Here is an 18,700-nt window from a genome sequence, read left to right as displayed (position 1 = left end):
GGTTTCGCCAATTAGGGCATCACGCCCGCACGTTACGCATGGGATGTGTGGGACTTTTGGGACAAATGGTGCGAGCTGCCGCGCCCTCGGCATTCGCCGGTTCAACCGCGATTTTCAGCCGCGCGAAAAGCGCTTGAGAAGCACCGCGGAGGCGACCGGGCGGGCGCCCGCCCTGGCGATCCCGTCGGCCACCTCACGGTCCGTGGAGACCACGATGACCGGCCGCCCGGGCGGCTCGGCGCGCACCAGCTGGCGGATCAACTCGTCCGCGGTGACACCCGGTTTGGAGAACAGCACCCGCACTCCGCGCGGCGGCGCGAGCAATACGGGCGCGGCCAGTTCGGCCCCGTCGAAGACACAGGTCACCTCGGCCCCGGTCTGCGCCGCGAGCTGCGACAGCTGCCCGAGCAGCCTGAGCCGCTGCTTCTCCAGCGGCATCTGCGGATAGCCGGTCTTGGTGACGTTGTAGCCGTCGACGACCAGATGCGCCTGCGGCAGCGCGAGCAGTTGGTCCAGGATCGCTGGATCATTTTCGGACAGTGCACGGGCGGCAATGTCCTTGGGTGTCATCTGTCCCGGTTCGACCGCGTCCACGGTCTCCGCCGGCCGTACGGACACCGGCGGCAGGGCGAGTTCACGCCGCAGCCCCTGTGCCGCGTCCAGCACGGTGTCGAGCAGCAGCCGTACGCGCATGTCCTCGACGCTGCGCCCCTCGCGCGCCGCCTTGCGGGTGGCCTCCAGGGCCGACTCGGCCTCCGAGAGCCGCGCCTTGAGCCGCCGGGTCTCGCTCTCGGCCGCGGACACCTGGGCCTGCCCCTCCGCCCGTACGGTGTCCATCTCGCCCTGCAGCTTGCGCAGCGCGGCCTCGCCCCGCTTGACGTCGCTGAGGGCGCCACGCAGCTTGCGATGAAGCGATTCCGCTTCCTTCTTCGCGGTCTCCAACTCCGTGCGCAACCGCTCGGTTTCGGCCTTGGTGTGCCCCCGCGCCCGGGCGAGCTCCTCGCGCAGCCGCTCCAGCTCGGCCCGGCTCTCCTCGCCGGCCCGCTCGGCGTCCGCCCGCAGGGCCTCCTCGCCCGCGGCGGTCACCAGCTTCACCCAGCCCGTGGGGCGCAGCACATAGGCCGCGGCCGCCACGTCCAGCGGGTCCGCGGCCGGGGGCGGCGCACCCGAGTCGAGGGCGCCGACCAGCTCCGGCTGCGCCTCTCTGAGCTTCTCGGCGATACGCTGCCTGAACAGCGGGTCGGTCTCCAGCGCGGCGGCCATGGCGTTACCGGCGAACTTCGCCCGCCGATTGGGTGCGAATCGGGCGTACTGCCGCAACTGTGCGGGGAGTTCGGCTACGGTCAGCCCACCGAACCCGTCGGACACGATCTGCACCACACGGCGGCGCACGGCGTCGGGCAGCGGCCGGTCGAGCACCTCAGCGGTGCCGTCGTCCGGCTCCCCGCCTGCGGTCTCCGCCATCCGTCACCCCAATGTCTGTGCGGGGCCCGCTCCCTCAGGAGCCGGCACCCGGCCTGTCCACCAGTTCCACCTGATCCACCGCATTGCACCAGCGACAGCGCACCGACTCGATGGTCTCACTGACCACCTCGCGCTCCTCCACGTTCGGCTCCCCGGCCAGGTCGAGGTGCACATACTCGACGACCTTGGACGAGCGGGTCACGTCGAATCGCGTGAGGTTGCCGCAGAGCGTGCAGCGCCAGCGGGTCTCGGCGGTCGGCAGGGGAACCGTCATATGGCAGTCGCTTTCCTTCTAGTGTCCGCCCAGCGCCCGTCTCTGGAACGTGTGGCTCGTTACCCTACGGCCTGGCGGGTACTCGACGCTCGGCCGTCCATGACGGCGAGGCACTCTGTGCGTATCGGTCCGGTTACGTCATGCTCTGTTCCATGATCAGCACGTGCGGCAGGGCGACGGGCAGGGCGGTGCGGGGGCAGTCCGCGCCGGTGACGTACGGGCTGATCGTGCTGTGCTGCCTGATTTTTCTGATCGGGCCGGCTTCTGGTCTCAATCCGACGTACGGCACCGGGGACGCGCTGCTGGTCGCCCAGCGGGCCTACTTCCGGCGCTGGGGCGTGATCCCCGCCGAGCTCTTCGACGGGAACCCGAGCGCCTGGCTCACCCCGGCGACAGGCCTGTTCATCCACGGCAGCTGGCTCCACCTCCTGGGCAACATGCTCTTCTTCTACGTCTTCGGAGCGATGACCGAGGAACGCATGGGCCACCTCGGGTTCGCCGTCTTCTACGTGGCCTGCGGATATCTGGCCCTGTTGGGCTACGCGATCGCGAACTCCGCCTCCGAGCAGAGTCTGGTCGGCGCGTCGGGGGCGATCTCCGCGGTCCTCGGAGCGTTCTTGTACCTGTTCCCCAGGGCCCGGGTGACCAGTCTCTTCCCGTTCCTCTTCTTCCTGCCGCTGCGCTTTCCCGCCTGGATCGTGCTGCCGTTCTGGGCGACCCTGCAGTGGGTGGCGGCGGGCCGCAGTCCCTCGGGGCCCGGTGTCGCCTATCTGGCCCACCTGGTGGGCTTCTCGCTGGGCTTCGTCTCCGCGTGGGTGCGGTTCGGGCGGGCGACTAGAGTGAAAACCCCAGCAGCGGCCCCCGAGGGAGAAAACCAGCCGTGATCACCGCGATCGTGCTCATCAAGACCAGCGTGGACCGGATCCCCGAGATCGCCGAGTCGATCGCCGCGCTGGACAGTGTCAGCGAGGTCTTCTCCGTCACCGGTACGTACGACCTGATCGCCATGGTCCGGGTGAAGGCCCACGACGACCTCGCGGACGTCATCCCCGGCAAGATCAGCAAGATCCCCGGCGTCGAGGCCACCGACACCCACGTCGCCTTCCGCACCTACTCCCAGCACGACCTCGAAGCCGCTTTCGCCATCGGCCTCGACAACTGACTCCCTGGTCCTCAACCGCGGGACCCGAGGCTTTCAGGGGCGCGGGGAACTGCGCGACAAGCCCCCACCGGCCGACAGCCGAAAGACTGCGGGCGGCCGGGGGAATCCGGGGCGCAGCCCCGGCCTCAGGGGCGCGGGGAACTGCGCAACCAGCCCCCACTCACCCGCAGACGAACAACCCGGGGCCGAGGGCGGAGCCCAGACCGCCTCAGGCCGTCGGCACGCAGCGGCCGTCCTGCGTGCGGTAGTTCCACTTCGCCCCGTCCCGCACCAGTTCCTTCACGGCCCGCACAAAGCGCTCCACGTGCTCGTCGGGCGTACCGGCCCCGAAGCTGACACGGATCGCGTTCAGCGACTTCTCCCCGGGCGCCGCCTCGGGCGCACCGCACTCGCCCTGCGTCTGCGGATCGCTCCCGAGCAGCGTGCGCACCAGCGGATGGGCGCAGAAGAGCCCGTCGCGCACCCCGATGCCGTACTCGGCGGAGAGCGCGGCGGCGAAGTGGGAGCTGTTCCAGCCCTCGACGACGAAGGAGATGACGCCCACGCGCGGAGCGTCGTCCCCGAAGAGGGACAGCACGCGCACCTCGGGCACCTCGGCCAGCCCCTCCCGCACCGCGCGGATCAGCTGCCGCTCACGTGCGACAAGCGTGTCGAAGCCCGCCTCCGTGAGGGCCTTGCAGGCGGAGGCGATGGAGTAGACGCCGATCACGTTCGGCGAACCGGCCTCGTGCCGGGCGGCACTCTCGTACCACTCCACGTCCACTCCCCCGTCCGTACGCCGCGTGACCTTGCGGCTGGCGCCGCCGCCCGCGAGGTACGGCTCGGCCTCGCGCAGCCAGTCGGCGCGCCCCGCGAGGACACCGGAGCCGAAGGGCGCGTACAGCTTGTGTCCGGAGAAGGCCACCCAGTCGACGTCCAGGTCGCGGACGGACACCGGGTGGTGCGGGGCGAGCTGCGCGGCGTCGAGGACGATACGGGCGCCGTGCGCGTGCGCGACGGCGGCCAGCTCGCGCACCGGCCACACCTCGCCGGTGACGTTCGAGGCGCCGGTCACACAGACGAGGGCCGGGCCGTGCGGGTCGCGCTCGGCGAGGGCGCGTTCCAGGGTGGTGACGGCCTGGTGCGGGGTGCGGGGCGCGTCGAGATAGGTGACCCGTGCGTCCTTCCACGGCAGCAGCGAGGCGTGGTGCTCGGTCTCGAAGACGAACACCTCGCAGTCGGCCGGAAGGGCGGCGGCGAGCAGGTTGAGCGAGTCGGTGGTGGAGCGGGTGAAGACGACCTGGTCGTCCTCCCGGCAGTCGAGGAACTCGGCGACGGTCCCGCGGGCGTTCTCGAAGAGGTCGGTGGACAGCTGCGAGAGGTACCCGGCGCCGCGGTGCACGCTGCCGTAGTACGGGGCGTACGCGGCGACGTCGTCCCAGACCCGCTGCAGGGCCGGGGCGCTGGCGGCGTAGTCGAGCGCGGCGTACGTGACGTCGCCGCCGGTGACGAGCGGGACGGTCACATCACGTCCCAGAACGGGCAGTGGGGCACAAACGGACTGGTCGGCGGCAGCGAGGGAGACAGACATGGCGAGCTCCTGTGAGAGGCAGGCGGAAGCACCGCGCGAGCCGGGTGCACGGGGGTACGGCGGTGGTACGGCTCAGCGCGGGAAAGAAAGGAAAAGGGTGTGCGGAAGCGGGGCTCTACGCCCTACCGCATTCGCTTGCTCACAGAAGGCTCCCTCGAACGACCAGGACCCCTGGGCTGTGTCCACTCGAAAGAGGGCGAGGGGTCCGCGCTTGCCGTAGACCTCGCTGCCTACGACCTGGTCTTCACCCGGGGCACCCCGCCACGGACGGAGGGTTGCCGGACAGCCGGCCGGGGCCTGATGGCTGTCGCTCATGACCTGATATCGCATCCTGCCACACGATCTTCCGACCGCAACCCCGCTGTCCGTATACCGGGACGACGGAGTTGCGGTCGGAGATCAGGGGCCTCGCCGGAGGCCTACGCCTGGCTGGCCGCCACCCAGCGCTCCAGCGTCCGTTCCGCCGCCCCGGAGTCGACGGCCTCCGCCGCCTTCGCCATCCCGGCCCGCAGCTGGTCCGTGAGCGGCGCGTCGGTCGGGGACAGCGCGACCAGGGCCGCCGCCGAGTTCAGGAGCACGGCGTCCCGTACGGGCCCCGTCCCGCCGCTGAGCAGCCGCCGGGCGACGTCCGCGTTGTACGAGGCGTCGGCCCCGCGCAGGGCCTGAACGGGGACGAGGTCGAGGCCGACGTCACGCGGGTCGAAGCGCTCCTCGGTGACCTTCCCGTCGCGGACGATCCAGACCTTCGACGTCGACGTGGTGGTCAGCTCGTCCAGCCCGTCGTCACCGCGGAACACGAGTGACGAATGGCCGCGCTCGGCGAAGACACCCGCCACGATCGGCGCCATCCGGGCGTCCGCGACCCCGACCGCCTGGGCCCGCACCCGCGCCGGATTCGTCAGCGGACCGAGAAAGTTGAACACCGTCCGGATCCCCAGCTGCCCCCGCGCCGCCGCCACATGGCGCAGCGCCGGATGGAACTTCACCGCGAAGCAGAAGGTGATCCCGGCCTCCTCGGCCACCTCGGCCACCCGCTTCGGCGTCAGCTGCAGATTGACGCCGAGCTGCTCCAGGACGTCCGAGGCACCGGACGCCGAGGACGCGGCCCGGTTGCCGTGCTTGACGACCTTGGCGCCGGTGCCGGCCACGACGATGGACGACATGGTGGAGATGTTCACCGTCTTCGCGCCGTCACCGCCCGTCCCGACGATGTCGACGGTCTCTCCGGGCACCTCGATCACATTGGCGTGCTCGTACATCGTGCGGACGAGGCCGGAGATCTCCTCGACGGTCTCGCCCTTGGCCCGCAGCGCCACCACAAAGCCGGCGATCTGTGCGTCCGTCGCCTCGCCGCTCATGATGCGGTCCATCGCCCAGGCCGTGTCGTCCGCGCTCTGGTCGCGGCCGTCGAGCAGGCCGTTCAGCACCTCGGGCCAGGAGCGGTCCGCCGTGGTGTCGCCTCCAGCGGGGTTCACAGCGCTCATGGTCGCTCCTGGGTTCGTAGAGGTACGCGGATGGACGTACGCAGACGGGCTCGCCCCCGCGTGCGGGGGTGGGTCCACCCTATCCAGCCGGGGGCACGGCAAAGAGCCCCCGTCCGGGCAATGGACGGAGGCTCTTGCCGTGGCGATCAGTGGCGACCGGTCAACCGGTCAAAGGATCAGTGGTGGCCGTGGCCGCTCGTGATCTCCTTGTACTCCTCGACCGTGGGCTTGGGGATCTGGTTGTCCTCCCCGTAGTAGCCCTCGCTGAGCTTGGCGCGGAGCTTCTCGGTGCCCTTGACCTTGCGCTCGACACCGTTCTCGTCGACCGTCGGGCCGATCTCGGCGGGCTGGTACTGCTCGTGCGCGGTGAGCGTGTGCAGGGCCTCGGGGCCGAGCGGCTCGTGCACCTCGATGAACTCACCGTGCGGCAGGCGCTTGATGATGCCCGACTCGCGGCCGTGCAGCACCTTGTCCCGGTCGCGGCGCTGGAGGCCAAGACAGACCCGCTTGGTGATCACGAACACGATGACCGGCAGAACGAAGAAGCCGATGCGCACGAACCAGGTGATCGAGTTGATCGACAGGTGGAAGTGCGTGGCCCAGATGTCGTTGCCGCCACCGATGAGCAGGACGAAGTACCAGCTGATCCAGGCGGCGCCGAACGCGGTCCGGGTCGGGACGTTGCGCGGGCGGTCCAGGATGTGGTGCTCGCGCTTGTCGCCGGTGACCCAGGACTCGATGAACGGGTAGACCGCGATCGCGACCAGGACCAGCGGGAAGATCACCAGCGGGATGAACACACCCAGGACGAGCGTGTGACCCCAGACGTTGATCTCCCAGCCCGGCATCACACGGATCAGGCCCTCGGAGAAGCCCATGTACCAGTCGGGCTGGGCGCCCGTGGACACCATGTCCGGGCGGTAGGGGCCCATGGTCCAGATCGGGTTGATCGAGGCGATCGCCGAGACGGCCGCGATGACACCGAAGACCAGGAAGAAGAAGCCTCCGGCCTTGGCCATGTAGACCGGCAGCAGCGGCATGCCGACGACGTTGTTGTTCGTCTTTCCGGGGCCCGCGAACTGCGTGTGCTTGTGGTAGAAGACCAGGATCAGGTGGCCGACCACCAGGCCGAGCATGATGCCCGGCAGCAGCAGGATGTGCACCGAGTAGAAGCGGGCCACGAAGTCGCCGCCCGGGAACTGCCCGCCGAAGAGGAAGAACGACAGGTACGTGCCCACGATCGGCACGGACAGGACCGCGCCCTCCATGAAGCGGACACCGGTGCCGGAGAGCAGGTCGTCCGGGAGCGAGTAACCGGTGAAGCCGGTGAACATGCCCAGGACGAACAGCAGGAAGCCGAACAGCCAGTTGACCTCACGCGGCTTGCGGAACGCACCCGTGAAGAACACGCGCATCATGTGCACGAACATGCCGGCGAGGAAGATCAGCGCCGCCCAGTGGTGGATCTGCCGGATCAGCAGACCACCGCGCACATCGAAGGAGATGTGCATGGTCGAGTTGAACGCCTCGGACATCAGCTGGCCCTGCAGCGGGACGTAGCTGCCGTGGTACTCCACCTCGTTCATCGACGGGTGGAAGAACAGGGTCAGATACACACCCGTGAGGATGATGATGATGAAGCTGTAGAGGCAGACCTCACCCAACATGAACGACCAGTGGTCGGGGAAGATCTTGCGCATGTTGGCCTTGGCCAGGGAGTAGATCCCCAGGCGGCCGTCGGCCCAGTCGGCCACCCGCTCACCGGCGGGCGCCTTCTCGCGCGAGCGCGAGTCGGAGGTGGTGGTAGTGCTCATCCGCGCTCCCAGAAGGCAGGACCGACGGGCTCTTCGAAGTCGCCGAGCGCTTCGAGGTAGCCCTGTTCGTTCACACCGATGCGCAGCTGCGGCAGGGCGTGACCGGCCGGGCCGAAGATCACTCGGGCACCGTCGGAGAGGTCGAAGGTGGACTGGTGACAGGGGCAGAGCACGTGGTGCGTCTGCTGCTCGTACAGGGAGATCGGGCAACCGACGTGGGTGCAGATCTTCGAGTACGCCACGATGCCCTCGTGCGACCAGGCGAGCTCACGCTTGTCCTTGATGTTCGCCGGCTGGAGCCGGACGATCATCAGGGCGGCCTTGGCGATCTCCATCTGGAAGTCCTCGTCGTGCTCCTCCAGGCCCTCGGGCTTGACGAAGGTGAGCGAGCCGACGGCCACGTCGGAGGCGCGCAGCGGCTCGTTCGTGTTCATGTTGACGAGGAGCTTACCCTTGGACCAGAGCGTGTGGCGCAGCTTGGTGCCGGGCAGCGGGCCGAGGTCGCGCAGCAGCATGACGCCGGAGAGCGGGAACAGGGCCAGCGCACCGAACATCGTGGTGCGGATCAGCTTGCGACGGCCGAGCGCGGACTCCTTGGCACCCTGCTTGAAGTCGGCCAGGACCTGGGCCTTGACCTCGGGCTCCGCCTCGATCGGGTGACGCTCGGCGGGAATCTCCACGTCGGACATCAGGGTGCGGGCCCAGTGGACCGCGCCCGCGCCGATCGCGAAGAGCGCCACACCGAGGGTCATGCCCAGCGCGAAGTTCAGCGCGCTGATGTGCCCGATCGGAAAGACGAAGATCGACTTGTCCTTCGGGATCGCCACGTACGAGGCGATGAAGCCGACGGTGGCCAGCATCGACAGCGTGAACAGCATGGCGACGACACGCTCGGACCGCTTGGCGGCCCGCTCGTCGATGTCCTGGATGCGGTGCTCGTGGGGCGGCAGGCCCGGGTCCGCGAACGGGTCGGTGCCGTCCTCGACGGCTACCGCACCGTGACCGTGTTCGTCGACCTGCGCAGCGGGCAGGTTCTCTTCTGGAATCTCTTGGCTACTCATGACTTCTTGGCCTTTGCGGTCCGAGCGGCGACCCAGACGGCGACGGCGACCAGGGCGCCGAGACCGAAGACCCAGCCGAACAGGCCTTCGCTGACCGGCCCGAGGCCACCCAGATCGAGACCGCCGGGGCTCTCGGTGTCGTCACCGTTGACCGCGTCGAGGTACGCGATGATGTCCTTCTTGTTCTTCTCCGACAGCGTGGTGTCGGGGAAGGACGGCATGTTCTGCGGGCCGGTCTGCATGGCCTCGTAGATGTGCTTCGGGTCGACACCCTCAAGGTCCGGCGCGAACTTGCCGTGCGTCAGCGCGCCGCCCTTGCCGGTGAAGTTGTGGCACTGCGCGCAGTTGGTGCGGAACAGCTCGCCACCCTTGGCGATGTCCGCGCCCTCCGGGCTGACCTGGCTCTTCGTCGGGATCGTGGGACCGGCTCCCAACGAGGCGATGTACGTCGCGAGCTGGTCGATCTCGGCCTGCGAGTAGATGACCTTCTTGGCCGGGATCTGAGCGCCCGGCTGCTGGGCCGGCATACGGCCGGTGCCGACCTGGAAGTCGACCGCCGCGGCGCCCACACCCACCAGGCTCGGCCCGTCGGAGGACCCCTGCCCGCCGGTTCCGTGGCAGCTGGCGCAGCCCACGGAGTAGAGCTTCTTGCCCTCGTCGATGGCAAGGGACTGGGCGGTCGTATCGGCCTGCGCCTTGCTCGCGGGTGCGAACGCGGTGTACAGCCCCCCGGTGGCCGCCAGCGCGAGGAGTAGGACGACGACCGCCGCCAGCGGATGGCGTCGTCGTGCGGAGAGCTTTTTCACGGATTACCCCGGTGTCAGGATCTTCTGCGTCGATGCTTCTGGATATGGATCGGTTCGTCGCGTGCGATCGGTTCGCAGCGGACGCCGCCCGCTTACTTGATCATGTAGATCGTGGCGAAGAGGCCGATCCAGACGACATCGACGAAGTGCCAGTAGTAGGACACGACGATGGCGGCGGTTGCCTGCTCGTGAGTGAACCTCTTGGCCGCGTAGGTGCGGCCGAGAACAAACAGGAACGCGATGAGTCCACCCGTCACGTGCATCCCGTGGAAGCCGGTGGTCAGGTAGAACACCGAGCCGTACGGGTCGGAGGAGAGCGAGAGCCCGTCCTTCTTGACCAGCTCGGTGTACTCGAAGATCTGACCGCCGATGAAGATCGCACCCATCACGAAGGTGACGATGAACCACATCCGGAGCTTCTTCACGTCCCCGCGCTCGGCGGCGAACACGCCGAGCTGGCAGGTCAGGGAGGAGAGCACCAGGATGGTGGTGTTCGTGGCCGAGAACGGGAAGTTGAGATGGCCCGCCATCTCCTTCCAGTGATCCGGTCCGGTCACCGATCGCAGGGTGAAGTACATCGCGAAGAGGGCCGCGAAGAACATCAGCTCGGAACTCAGCCAGATGATGGTTCCGACGCTGGTGAGGTTCGGTCGATTGACCGACGGGTGCGCGTGCCCGGTTTCTACTGTCGTTGCTGTCGCCACGACCGACATTATGTCGGTCGCTTATCCCGCCCTCACGCCCGGGGGTGCCGTTCGGGGTGTTGATGGGGTGTGTCCAGCCCGTATGGCCCATCGAAGCCCTGTCCGAACCGGTGTTGACGAGGTGTTCGAGGGGGTAGCATCCGCGCCATCGGTACCAGGAGTTCCCTAGCAATGCCGTGCTTCTTAGATGCGTGGAGGAACAATGCAGCCGACCGCCACGGTGCTGGTCTACAGCGACGACTCCAACACCCGGGGGCAGGTGCGGCTGGCGACCGGCCGCAGACCGGCCGCCGACGTCCCCCAGGTCGAGTTCATCGAGTGCGCCACGCCCGCCGCCGTCCTGAAGGAACTGGACAAGGGCGGGATCGACGTCTGTGTGCTGGACGGCGAGGCGGTTCCGATGGGCGGCATGGGTGTCTGCCGGCAGATCAAGGACGAGATCTTCAACTGCCCGCCCGTGCTGGTGCTCATCGGGCGCCCCCAGGACGCCTGGCTGGCCACCTGGAGCCGTGCGGACGCGGCGGTGACCCTGCCGGTGGATCCGGTCGAGTTCGCCTCCGCGTTGGCCTCGCTGCTCCGCCGCAAGGCCCTCCTGGGCGCCTGAGGACGCGGTCCGCCACGCGGTCCGGTGTCCGCGGGCGGTTCGTGGTCGCTCGCGCCCCGCGGCGCAGCCGCGGAACGTCACAGCCCCGCGCCCCCGACGGGGCGCGGGGGCGCGGAGCCGGGTCACACGGACTCGGGGCGCAGCCGGGCCTGGTCCGTCGTCCTGGGGCCCTCCGGGGTGCCGGCGATCAGGGAGCTGCCCTTGCGCCACTTCGCCCAGTCGAGGTTCCAGTCGCCGAAGCCGTTGTCGAACGGGGTCATCTCGTCGCCGTTGGAGTTCTGGACCTTCACGATGTCGCCCTGGCGCACGTTGTCGTAGAACCACTCGGCGTTACCGGTGCTCATCCCTGTGCAGCCGTGGCTGACGTTGGCGGACCCCTGCTCCCCCACCGACCAGGGCGCCGCGTGCACGTACTCGCCGCTCCAGGTGACGCGGGTCGCGTAGTACACCGGCAGGTCGTAGGAGTCCGAGGTGCCCTCGGCGATACCGACGGTGGTGCCGCGCATCCGTACGAAGTACTCCTTGCCCAGCACGACCTTGACACCGTTGCGGGTCTCGAAGCCGGGTTTGCCGGTGGTGATGGGGATCTGGTTGATCACCTGGTCGTTCCGGTAGACCGTCATGGAGTGCGTGGCGGCGTCGGTGACAGCCACGAAGCGGTCCCCGGTGGTGAGCTTCAGGGGCTTCACCTCGCCGCCCCAGAGCCGGTCGGCGACCTTGATGCCCTTGAGGTTGCTGTGCGCCTGGATGGTGGCGTGAATGGGCCAGTACTCCTTCGGACGGTAGTGCAGCGTCTTGTCGTCCACCCAGTGCCAGGCGCCCTCCGCGGCGGGCACCGAGTCGACCTTCAGGGCGCCCTCGACGACCGCGCGGGCCGCCTTGTCCTTGACGGGGGCGCTGAGTTGGGCGGTGATGGGCTGGCCGACGCCGTACTCGCCCCCCTGGGGCCCGAAGGTCACACCGAGCGCCTTCTTCGTCGTGGGCGCGGTGGTGTCGAAGTCGACCACCTGGCGGCCGGGGGCGCCGTCCTCGTCCTCCGTGCTCACGCGCACCGTGTAGTGGACGCCCGCGGCGAGCGGTGAGGTGCTGTGCCAGCGGCTGCCGTCGGCGGCGAGTTCGCCCGACACGTACCGCCCCGACGCGTCGGTGGCCGTCACATCGGTGATGCGCCCGTCGTCGCCCGTGGCGGTGATTTCCAGGGGCTTGTCCGGGTCGACCTTCCGGCTGTCGCCGACCGGGTTGCTGAAGGAGAGCTCTCCCGCTGCGTTGTACGGCTTGGCCGAGAGCGGATGGCCGTCCGAACCGCAGGCGGTGGCGGCCGCGCCGAGGGCGACCACCAGCGTGGTGCAGCTGACGACCGTGCGGATTCGCGGTGCGTGGTTCATGGCCTCACGCTATGAACCCCCGTCGGCCACGGCGCGGTGAGTGGTCCGTGCGGGGGACGCGGAGCGCTGCACACCCGGGGAGCCCGGACACTCCTGACGGAGTGTCCGGGCTCCCCGGGTGTGCAGCGCCCTGCCACGGGGCCTCGGGTGTGCTACTGGGTGCGGCTCTCACCGTGGTAGTACTCGAAGACCCAGCCCCACAGTCCGATCACGATGATCGGGGCGGAGAAGTACAGCAGCCACCAGCCGAAGATGACGCCCATGAAGGCGAGGGCGCCACCGACGCCGAGCGCGAGCGGCTGCCAGCTGTGCGGGCTGAAGAAGCCCACTTCGCCGGCCTCGTCCGCGACATCGGCCTCGTCGTTGTCCTGCGCCAGCTGGTCGACCCGCCGGGCCGTGAAGGCCAGGTAGTAGCCGATCATCACGCTCAGGCCGAACGCCAGGAAGAGCGCCGTGGTACCGGCCGGCTCCTTCGACCACACGCCATAGACGATCGCGATGACGAGGATGAAGGCAGCCAGCCAGAGGAACATCTTGCCTTGGACCTTCACTTGCCGGCCTCCTTGCCACCAGTGAGGGCTGCGCCGGCCGATCCACCGTGACCGGCGTTCTCCAGCTGGTCGAGAGCGGCGATCTCCGGGTGGTGCAGGTCGAAGGCCGGGGATTCACTGCGGATGCGCGGCAGCGTGAGGAAGTTGTGCCGCGGCGGCGGGCAGGACGTGGCCCACTCCAGCGAACGGCCGTAACCCCACGGGTCGTCGACCTCGACCTTCTTGCCGTACTTGGCGGTCTTCCACACGTTGTAGAAGAACGGCAGGATCGACAGGCCGAGCAGGAACGAGCTGATCGTCGAGATCGTGTTCAGCGCGGTGAAGCCGTCGGCGGCGAGGTAGTCCGCGTAACGACGCGGCATGCCCTCGACACCCAGCCAGTGCTGGACCAGGAACGTGCCGTGGAAGCCCACGAACAGCGTCCAGAAGGTGATCTTGCCGAGGCGCTCGTCGAGCATCTTGCCGGTGAATTTCGGCCACCAGAAGTGGAAGCCGGAGAACATCGCGAACACGACCGTACCGAAGATCACGTAGTGGAAGTGCGCCACCACGAAGTACGAGTCCGAGACGTGGAAGTCCATCGGCGGCGAGGCCAGGATGACACCGGTCAGACCACCGAAGGTGAAGGTGATCAGGAAGCCGACCGCCCAGAGCATCGGGGTCTCGAAACTCAAGGACCCCTTCCACATCGTTCCGATCCAGTTGAAGAACTTCACGCCCGTCGGCACGGCGATGAGGAACGTCATGAAGGAGAAGAACGGGAGCAGTACGCCGCCGGTGACGTACATGTGGTGCGCCCACACGGTCACGGAGAGACCGGCGATGGAGATCGTCGCGGCGATGAGGCCCATGTAGCCGAACATCGGCTTGCGGGAGAACACCGGAATGACTTCGGAAATGATGCCGAAGAATGGTAGGGCGATGATGTACACCTCTGGATGGCCGAAGAACCAGAAGAGGTGTTGCCATAGCAAGGCTCCGCCATTTGCGGCGTCAAACACATGCGCACCGAATTTTCGGTCCGCCTCCAGCGCGAACAGCGCCGCCGCCAGCACGGGGAAGGCCAGCAGCACGAGCACCGCGGTGAGCAGCACATTCCATACGAAGATCGGCATACGGAACATCGTCATACCGGGCGCGCGCATGCAGATGATGGTCGTGATGAAGTTGACCGCACCGAGGATCGTGCCGAAGCCGGAGAGGGCCAGACCCATGATCCACATGTCGGCGCCGACGCCCGGCGAGCGGACCGCGTCCGACAGCGGGCTGTACGCGAACCAGCCGAAGTCGGCCGCACCCTGCGGGGTGAGGAAGCCGCCGACCGCGATGAGCGAGCCGAACAGGTAGAGCCAGTAGGCGAACATGTTCAGCCGCGGGAACGCCACGTCGGGCGCGCCGATCTGCAGCGGCATGATCCAGTTCGTGAAACCGGCGAACAGCGGCGTCGCGAACATCAGCAGCATGATCGTGCCGTGCATCGTGAACGCCTGGTTGAACTGCTCGTTCGACATGATCTGCGTGCCGGGGCGCGCCAGTTCGGCGCGCATCAGCAGCGCCATGACGCCGCCGATGCAGAAGAACGCGAACGACGTGACCAGATACAGCGTGCCGATCGTCTTGTGGTCAGTGGTGGTGAGCCACTTGATCACGACATTGCCCGGCTGCTTGCGCCGCACCGGCAGCTCGTTGTCGTACGAGTCGTCGGCTTCCGCGGCACCCTGAGGTTCGTTGAGGATGCTCACAGGTTGTTCGTCTCCCGGTTCTTCTCGTGGCCCGTCTGCTCAATGCCGGCCGGGACGTAACCGGTCTGTCCCTCTGTCGCGAGCTGCTTGAGGTGGGCCTCGTAGCGCTCGGGGGAGACGACCTTCACGTTGAAGAGCATCCGGGAGTGGTCGACGCCGCACAGCTCGGCGCACTTGCCCAGGAAGGTGCCCTCCTTGTTGGGGGTCACCTGGAAGGAGTTGGTGTGGCCCGGGATGACGTCCATCTTCATCAGGAACGGCACCACCCAGAAGGAGTGGATGACGTCGCGCGAAGTGAGGACGAAGCGGACCGTCTTGCCCTTGGGCAGCCAGAGGGTCGGACCGGGGTTGCCCGTCTGCGGGTTCCGCTCACCCGGCGTACCGACCTCGTAGACGCCGCCGGCGTCCGCCGGGAAGTCCTTCTTGAACCGGTCCGGAATGGCGTCCAGGTTCGGGTCGATCTTGGCGTTGCCGGTGACACCGGGAACGTTCTCGATGTAGTTGAAGCCCCAGCTCCACTGATAGCCGACCACGTTGACCGTGACGTCGGGCTTCTTGTCGAGGCTGAGGAGCTTCGACTCGTCGCGGGCGGTGAAGTAGAACAGCACCGAGACGATGATGAGCGGGACCACCGTGTACAGCGCCTCGATGGGCATGTTGTACCGGGTCTGTGGGGGAACTTCGACCTTGGTGCGGCTGCGCCGGTGGAAGAACACGCTCCACAGGATCAGGCCCCACACCAGCACGCCGACGGCGAGCGCGGCCGCCCACGACCCCTGCCACAGGGAGAGGATCCGCGGACCCTCTTCCGTGGTCGGGGTGGGCATACCAAGGCGGGGGAAGTCCTTGTATGTGCAACCGGTGGCGGTCGCCAGGACCAGGCCCGCAGTCAGTGCCTGCAGCAGCTTCCGCCGCATCGGGCGCCGCGGCGTGGGGGTACCGCCCGCGCCCTTCAGGATGCGGGGGAGGTCGGAGCCGTTGGGACTCACGTAGCGCCTTCCCGAGAGTCTCGCCCGCGCGGTTGAGCTGCGGCCTTCTCGCTGGTCGGTCGCCGCCCTGCGTCGGGCAGGGGTTTGGATGTTTATGCGGACCAAACCCTACTGGACGCTATTTGGGGTCGCGCGGGGAGGGTGCCCAACGCGCCGCGGGTCACCCCGAAGGGGTGGGATGCCCCGCCCTGGGGGCTTTCTGACGGGGGGTTCGGGCGCCTCATGGCTCGGTCGGCCTGGTCCGTCGGCGGCTGCGGCTTCGTTGTGGCTTGTCGCGCCGTTCCCCGCGCCCCTTGGGGGCGCTGCCCCGACCGGGGCTTTAGCGTTGCTGTGTGGCCTACTTCGATGCTGCTTCCGCCGTTCCTCTCCATCCTGTCGCCCGGCAGGCCCTGCAGGCCTCGCTCGACGAGGGGTGGGCCGATCCCGCACGGCTCTACCGGGAGGGGCGGCGGGCCCGGCTGCTGCTCGACGCGGCGCGCGAGGCGGCGGCCGAGGCGGTGGGCTGCCGCCCGGACGAGCTGACCTTCACCTCGTCCGGCACCCGGGCGGTGCACTCCGGGATCGAGGGCGCGCTGGCGGGCCGCCGACGCGTCGGACGCCACCTGATCGTGTCAGCCGTCGAACACTCGTCGGTACTCCATTCGGCGGAGGTCCACGAGTCGGCGGGCGGCTCGGTGACCTCGGTCCCGGTCGACCGTACGGGCAGGGTCTCCCCTTCCTCCTACGTCGAGGTCCTCCGCGCCGACACCGCGCTCGCGTGCCTGCAGTCCGCCAACCACGAGGTGGGCACGGAACAGCCGGTGGCGGAGGTGGCGGAGGCGTGCCGGGCGGCCGGGGTGCCTCTGCTGGTGGACGCGGCACAGTCGCTCGGCTGGGCCCGGGTCGAGGGCGGCTGGTCCCTGCTGACGGCAAGTGCCCACAAATGGGGCGGCCCTTCGGGCGTCGGACTTCTCGTCGTGCGCAAGGGGGTGCGGTTCGCTCCCCAAGGGCCCGTGGACGAGCGGGAGTCGGGCCGGGCAACCGGCTTCGAGAACCTTCCGGCCGTCGTGGCCGCGGCGGCGTCGCTGCGCGCGGTCCGCGCGGAGGCGGCCGTGGAGGCCGCGCGCCTGAGGGAACTGACGGAGCGGATCCGGGTACGGGTGCCCGGGCTGGTCCCGGACGTGGAGGTGGTCGGCGACCCCGTTCACCGACTCCCGGGGATCGTCACCTTCTCCTGCCTGTACGTCGACGGGGAGACCCTCCTGCACGAACTGGACCGCGCGGGCTTCTCGGTCTCCTCGGGCTCCTCCTGCACGAGCAGCACGCTGATCCCCAGCCATGTCCTGAAGGCGATGGGCGTGCTGAGCGAGGGCAACGTCCGGGTGTCGCTGCCGGCGGGTACGCCGTCCGAGGACGTGGAGCGTTTCCTGTCGGTGCTGCCGGGCGCGGTCTCGGACGTACGCGAGAAGCTCGGCGCCCCGACGGCACCGGCGTCCCCGTCCCCCGTCCTCTCCGACGTCCTCGTCGTGGACGCCCTGGGCAGGCGCTGCCCCATCCCGGTCATCGAACTGGCCAAGGTCATCGCGGACGTGCCCGTGGGCGGCACGATCCGCGTCCTCTCGGACGACGAGGCGGCCCGGCTGGACATCCCGGCGTGGTGCGAGATGCGGGGGCAGGAGTTCGTCGGGGAGGAGCCGGCGGACCACGGTTCGGCCTATGTGGTCCGCCGGGTGTCCTAGCTGGGCGGTGCGTCCCGGTCAGGCCAGGTGGGTCCGGACCTCCGCGGCGGCGTCCTCGCCGTACGCCTTGGTGAAGCGGTCCATGAAGTGGGCGCGGCGCAGCTGGTACTCCTGGGTGCCGACCGTCTCGATGACCAGTGTGGCGAGCATGCAGCCGACCTGGGCGGCGCGCTCGTGCGAGACACCCCAGGCGAGGCCGGAGAGGAAGCCCGCGCGGAACGCGTCGCCGACGCCCGTCGGGTCGGCCTTGCGGTCCTCGTCCGGGCAGCCGACCTCGATCGGGTCCTCGCCGGCGCGCTCGACGCGCACGCCCCGCGAGCCGAGGGTCGTCACCCGGTGGCCGACCTTGGAGAGGATCTCCTCGTCGCTCCAGCCGGTCTTGGACTCGATGAGCCCCTTCTCGTACTCGTTCGAGAAGAGGTAGGTCGCCCCGTCCAGCAGTATCCGGATCTCGTCGCCGTTCATCCGGGCGATCTGCTGCGAGAAGTCGGCGGCGAAGGGGATCGTGCGGGAGCGGCACTCCTCCGTGTGGCGGAGCATCGCCTCCGGGTCGTCCGCGCCGATCAGAACGAGGTCCAGGCCGCCGACCCGGTCCGCGACCGCCTTGAGCTCGATCAGCCGGGCCTCGCTCATGGCGCCCGTGTAGAAGGAGCCGATCTGGTTGTGGTCGGAGTCCGTGGTGCACACGAAGCGCGCGGTGTGCAGCACCTCGGAGATGCGTACGGAGTCGGTGTCGACGCCGTGGCGGTCCAGCCACGCCCGGTACTCGTCGAAGTCGGAGCCCGCGGCCCCGACCAGGATCGGCAGGGTGCCCAGCTGCCCCATACCGAAGGCGATGTTCGCGCCGACGCCACCCCGGCGCACGTCGAGATTGTCGACCAGGAAGGACAGGGAGACCGTGTGCAACTGGTCCGCGACCAGCTGGTCGGCGAAACGGCCGGGAAACGTCATGAGGTGGTCGGTGGCGATGGAGCCGGTGACTGCGATACGCACGGCGAGAACACGCTCCTGCGAAGGGAGAGGATTGACAGTTCACGCTACCCGGTCGGCGTGTGACCTCTGAAGCGGTCAAAACTACCCGATAGTAGATCTTTCTTCGTGACACCCGGCATGCATACGGTTCCGTTATGACGAACCTCAAGGTCCACGGCTCCGCTCCGCACGACCTCGAAGGCGATCTGGCGTCGCTGCGCGGCGACGGCGCCCGGACGGCCCGGCGCTGGACGGCGCCCGCCCCGATCTCCTCCGGCACCGACCTCCCCGTGTCCCCGTCGCGCATCCACGGCGTGACCGTGCCGCCCGCCTCCGCCCGCCTGCTCGACGCGATGTCCGACTACGGCGACTGAGCGGACGCGCACAGGCCGGGTCGCCC

Annotated in this window: 18 protein-coding genes and 1 riboswitch; of the genes, 5 read left to right on the top strand and 13 right to left on the bottom strand. The window is 68.7% G+C overall.

The genetic code is table 11. The features are described 5' to 3' along the window. Positions 1-114: 114 nt before the first annotated feature. Positions 115-1,464, bottom strand: a complete 1,350-nt coding sequence (locus tag RV986_RS37890; RefSeq protein ID WP_475921690.1) for an NYN domain-containing protein — start codon at positions 1,462-1,464, stop codon at positions 115-117. A 34-nt stretch (positions 1,465-1,498) separates the two neighbouring features. Beyond that, complete coding sequence (locus RV986_RS37885; RefSeq protein WP_119102962.1) at positions 1,499-1,738, bottom strand: hypothetical protein; 240 nt, start codon at positions 1,736-1,738, stop codon at positions 1,499-1,501. A 152-nt stretch (positions 1,739-1,890) separates the two neighbouring features. On the opposite strand from RV986_RS37885, the gene RV986_RS37880 reads away from it, so the two are divergent. Both RV986_RS37880 and RV986_RS37875 read left to right on the top strand, forming a co-directional pair. Beyond that, positions 1,891-2,622 carry a rhomboid family intramembrane serine protease gene (locus RV986_RS37880; RefSeq protein WP_475921689.1) on the top strand — a complete coding sequence of 244 codons (732 nt, stop codon included), beginning with the start codon at positions 1,891-1,893 and terminating at the stop codon, positions 2,620-2,622. Then, complete coding sequence (locus tag RV986_RS37875; protein WP_475921688.1) at positions 2,619-2,900, top strand: Lrp/AsnC family transcriptional regulator; 282 nt, start codon at positions 2,619-2,621, stop codon at positions 2,898-2,900. Before RV986_RS37880 ends, RV986_RS37875 begins: the two co-directional genes overlap by 4 nt. A 208-nt stretch (positions 2,901-3,108) precedes the next feature. Here the strand turns inward: RV986_RS37875 and RV986_RS37870 are convergent, their stop codons facing one another. The 6 genes from RV986_RS37870 to ctaE form a co-directional block, all read right to left on the bottom strand. Further along, positions 3,109-4,470 carry an aminotransferase class V-fold PLP-dependent enzyme gene (locus tag RV986_RS37870; RefSeq protein WP_475921687.1) on the bottom strand — a complete coding sequence of 454 codons (1,362 nt, stop codon included), beginning with the start codon at positions 4,468-4,470 and terminating at the stop codon, positions 3,109-3,111. Between the two features lie 202 nt (positions 4,471-4,672). Then, positions 4,673-4,789, bottom strand: a riboswitch (SAM riboswitch). 100 nt (positions 4,790-4,889) lie between these two features. Continuing rightward, positions 4,890-5,954 carry an anthranilate phosphoribosyltransferase gene (trpD, locus tag RV986_RS37865; RefSeq protein ID WP_475921686.1) on the bottom strand — a complete coding sequence of 355 codons (1,065 nt, stop codon included), beginning with the start codon at positions 5,952-5,954 and terminating at the stop codon, positions 4,890-4,892. A 176-nt stretch (positions 5,955-6,130) separates the two neighbouring features. Beyond that, on the bottom strand, positions 6,131-7,768 hold the full coding sequence (gene qcrB, locus RV986_RS37860) for a cytochrome bc1 complex cytochrome b subunit (RefSeq protein WP_475921685.1): 1,638 nt from the start codon (positions 7,766-7,768) through the stop codon (positions 6,131-6,133). Next, positions 7,765-8,829: a cytochrome bc1 complex Rieske iron-sulfur subunit gene (qcrA, locus tag RV986_RS37855; RefSeq protein ID WP_475921684.1), complete on the bottom strand. Its 1,065-nt coding sequence runs from the start codon at positions 8,827-8,829 to the stop codon at positions 7,765-7,767. The genes qcrB and qcrA overlap by 4 nt, the downstream gene beginning before the upstream one ends. Continuing rightward, positions 8,826-9,635 (bottom strand): cytochrome bc1 complex diheme cytochrome c subunit, encoded by an 810-nt coding sequence (gene qcrC / locus RV986_RS37850; protein ID WP_475921683.1) that lies wholly within the window; start codon positions 9,633-9,635, stop codon positions 8,826-8,828. Before qcrC ends, qcrA begins: the two co-directional genes overlap by 4 nt. 92 nt (positions 9,636-9,727) lie before the next feature. Then, a complete protein-coding gene (ctaE, locus tag RV986_RS37845) occupies positions 9,728-10,348 on the bottom strand; it encodes an aa3-type cytochrome oxidase subunit III (protein ID WP_475921682.1) in 621 nt (206 codons plus the stop codon). 193 nt (positions 10,349-10,541) lie between these two features. Between ctaE and RV986_RS37840 the strand changes: the two genes are divergently transcribed. Further along, positions 10,542-10,943, top strand: coding sequence for a response regulator (locus RV986_RS37840; protein ID WP_475921681.1), 402 nt, complete (start codon positions 10,542-10,544; stop codon positions 10,941-10,943). Positions 10,944-11,065: 122 nt separating this feature from the next. On the opposite strand, the gene RV986_RS37835 is transcribed toward RV986_RS37840, so the two are convergent. The 4 genes from RV986_RS37835 to ctaC form a co-directional block, all read right to left on the bottom strand. Then, complete coding sequence (locus RV986_RS37835) at positions 11,066-12,328, bottom strand: L,D-transpeptidase (protein ID WP_475921680.1); 1,263 nt, start codon at positions 12,326-12,328, stop codon at positions 11,066-11,068. Positions 12,329-12,480: 152 nt separating this feature from the next. After that, complete coding sequence (locus RV986_RS37830) at positions 12,481-12,879, bottom strand: cytochrome c oxidase subunit 4 (RefSeq protein ID WP_475921679.1); 399 nt, start codon at positions 12,877-12,879, stop codon at positions 12,481-12,483. Then, positions 12,876-14,621 carry an aa3-type cytochrome oxidase subunit I gene (gene ctaD, locus RV986_RS37825; RefSeq protein ID WP_475921678.1) on the bottom strand — a complete coding sequence of 582 codons (1,746 nt, stop codon included), beginning with the start codon at positions 14,619-14,621 and terminating at the stop codon, positions 12,876-12,878. The genes RV986_RS37830 and ctaD overlap by 4 nt, the downstream gene beginning before the upstream one ends. Next, entirely contained in the window at positions 14,618-15,610 is a 993-nt protein-coding gene (gene ctaC / locus RV986_RS37820) for an aa3-type cytochrome oxidase subunit II (RefSeq protein ID WP_475921677.1), read from the bottom strand. Before ctaC ends, ctaD begins: the two co-directional genes overlap by 4 nt. A gap of 332 nt (positions 15,611-15,942) precedes the next feature. Between ctaC and RV986_RS37815 the strand changes: the two genes are divergently transcribed. After that, positions 15,943-17,328, top strand: coding sequence for an aminotransferase class V-fold PLP-dependent enzyme (locus RV986_RS37815; RefSeq protein ID WP_475921676.1), 1,386 nt, complete (start codon positions 15,943-15,945; stop codon positions 17,326-17,328). An 18-nt stretch (positions 17,329-17,346) separates the two neighbouring features. Here RV986_RS37815 and RV986_RS37810 read toward each other — a convergent pair whose 3' ends face one another. After that, the gene (locus RV986_RS37810) at positions 17,347-18,321 is read right to left on the bottom strand and encodes a carbohydrate kinase family protein (protein WP_475921675.1); all 975 of its coding nucleotides are present in this window, start codon (positions 18,319-18,321) and stop codon (positions 17,347-17,349) included. A gap of 134 nt (positions 18,322-18,455) precedes the next feature. Between RV986_RS37810 and RV986_RS37805 the strand changes: the two genes are divergently transcribed. Further along, entirely contained in the window at positions 18,456-18,674 is a 219-nt protein-coding gene (locus RV986_RS37805) for a hypothetical protein (RefSeq protein WP_475921674.1), read from the top strand. The last annotated feature ends 26 nt before the right edge of the window (positions 18,675-18,700 follow it).

Source organism: Streptomyces sp. RLA012, from assembly GCF_056270325.1.
This window is presented reverse-complemented; position numbering and strand designations above follow the sequence as displayed.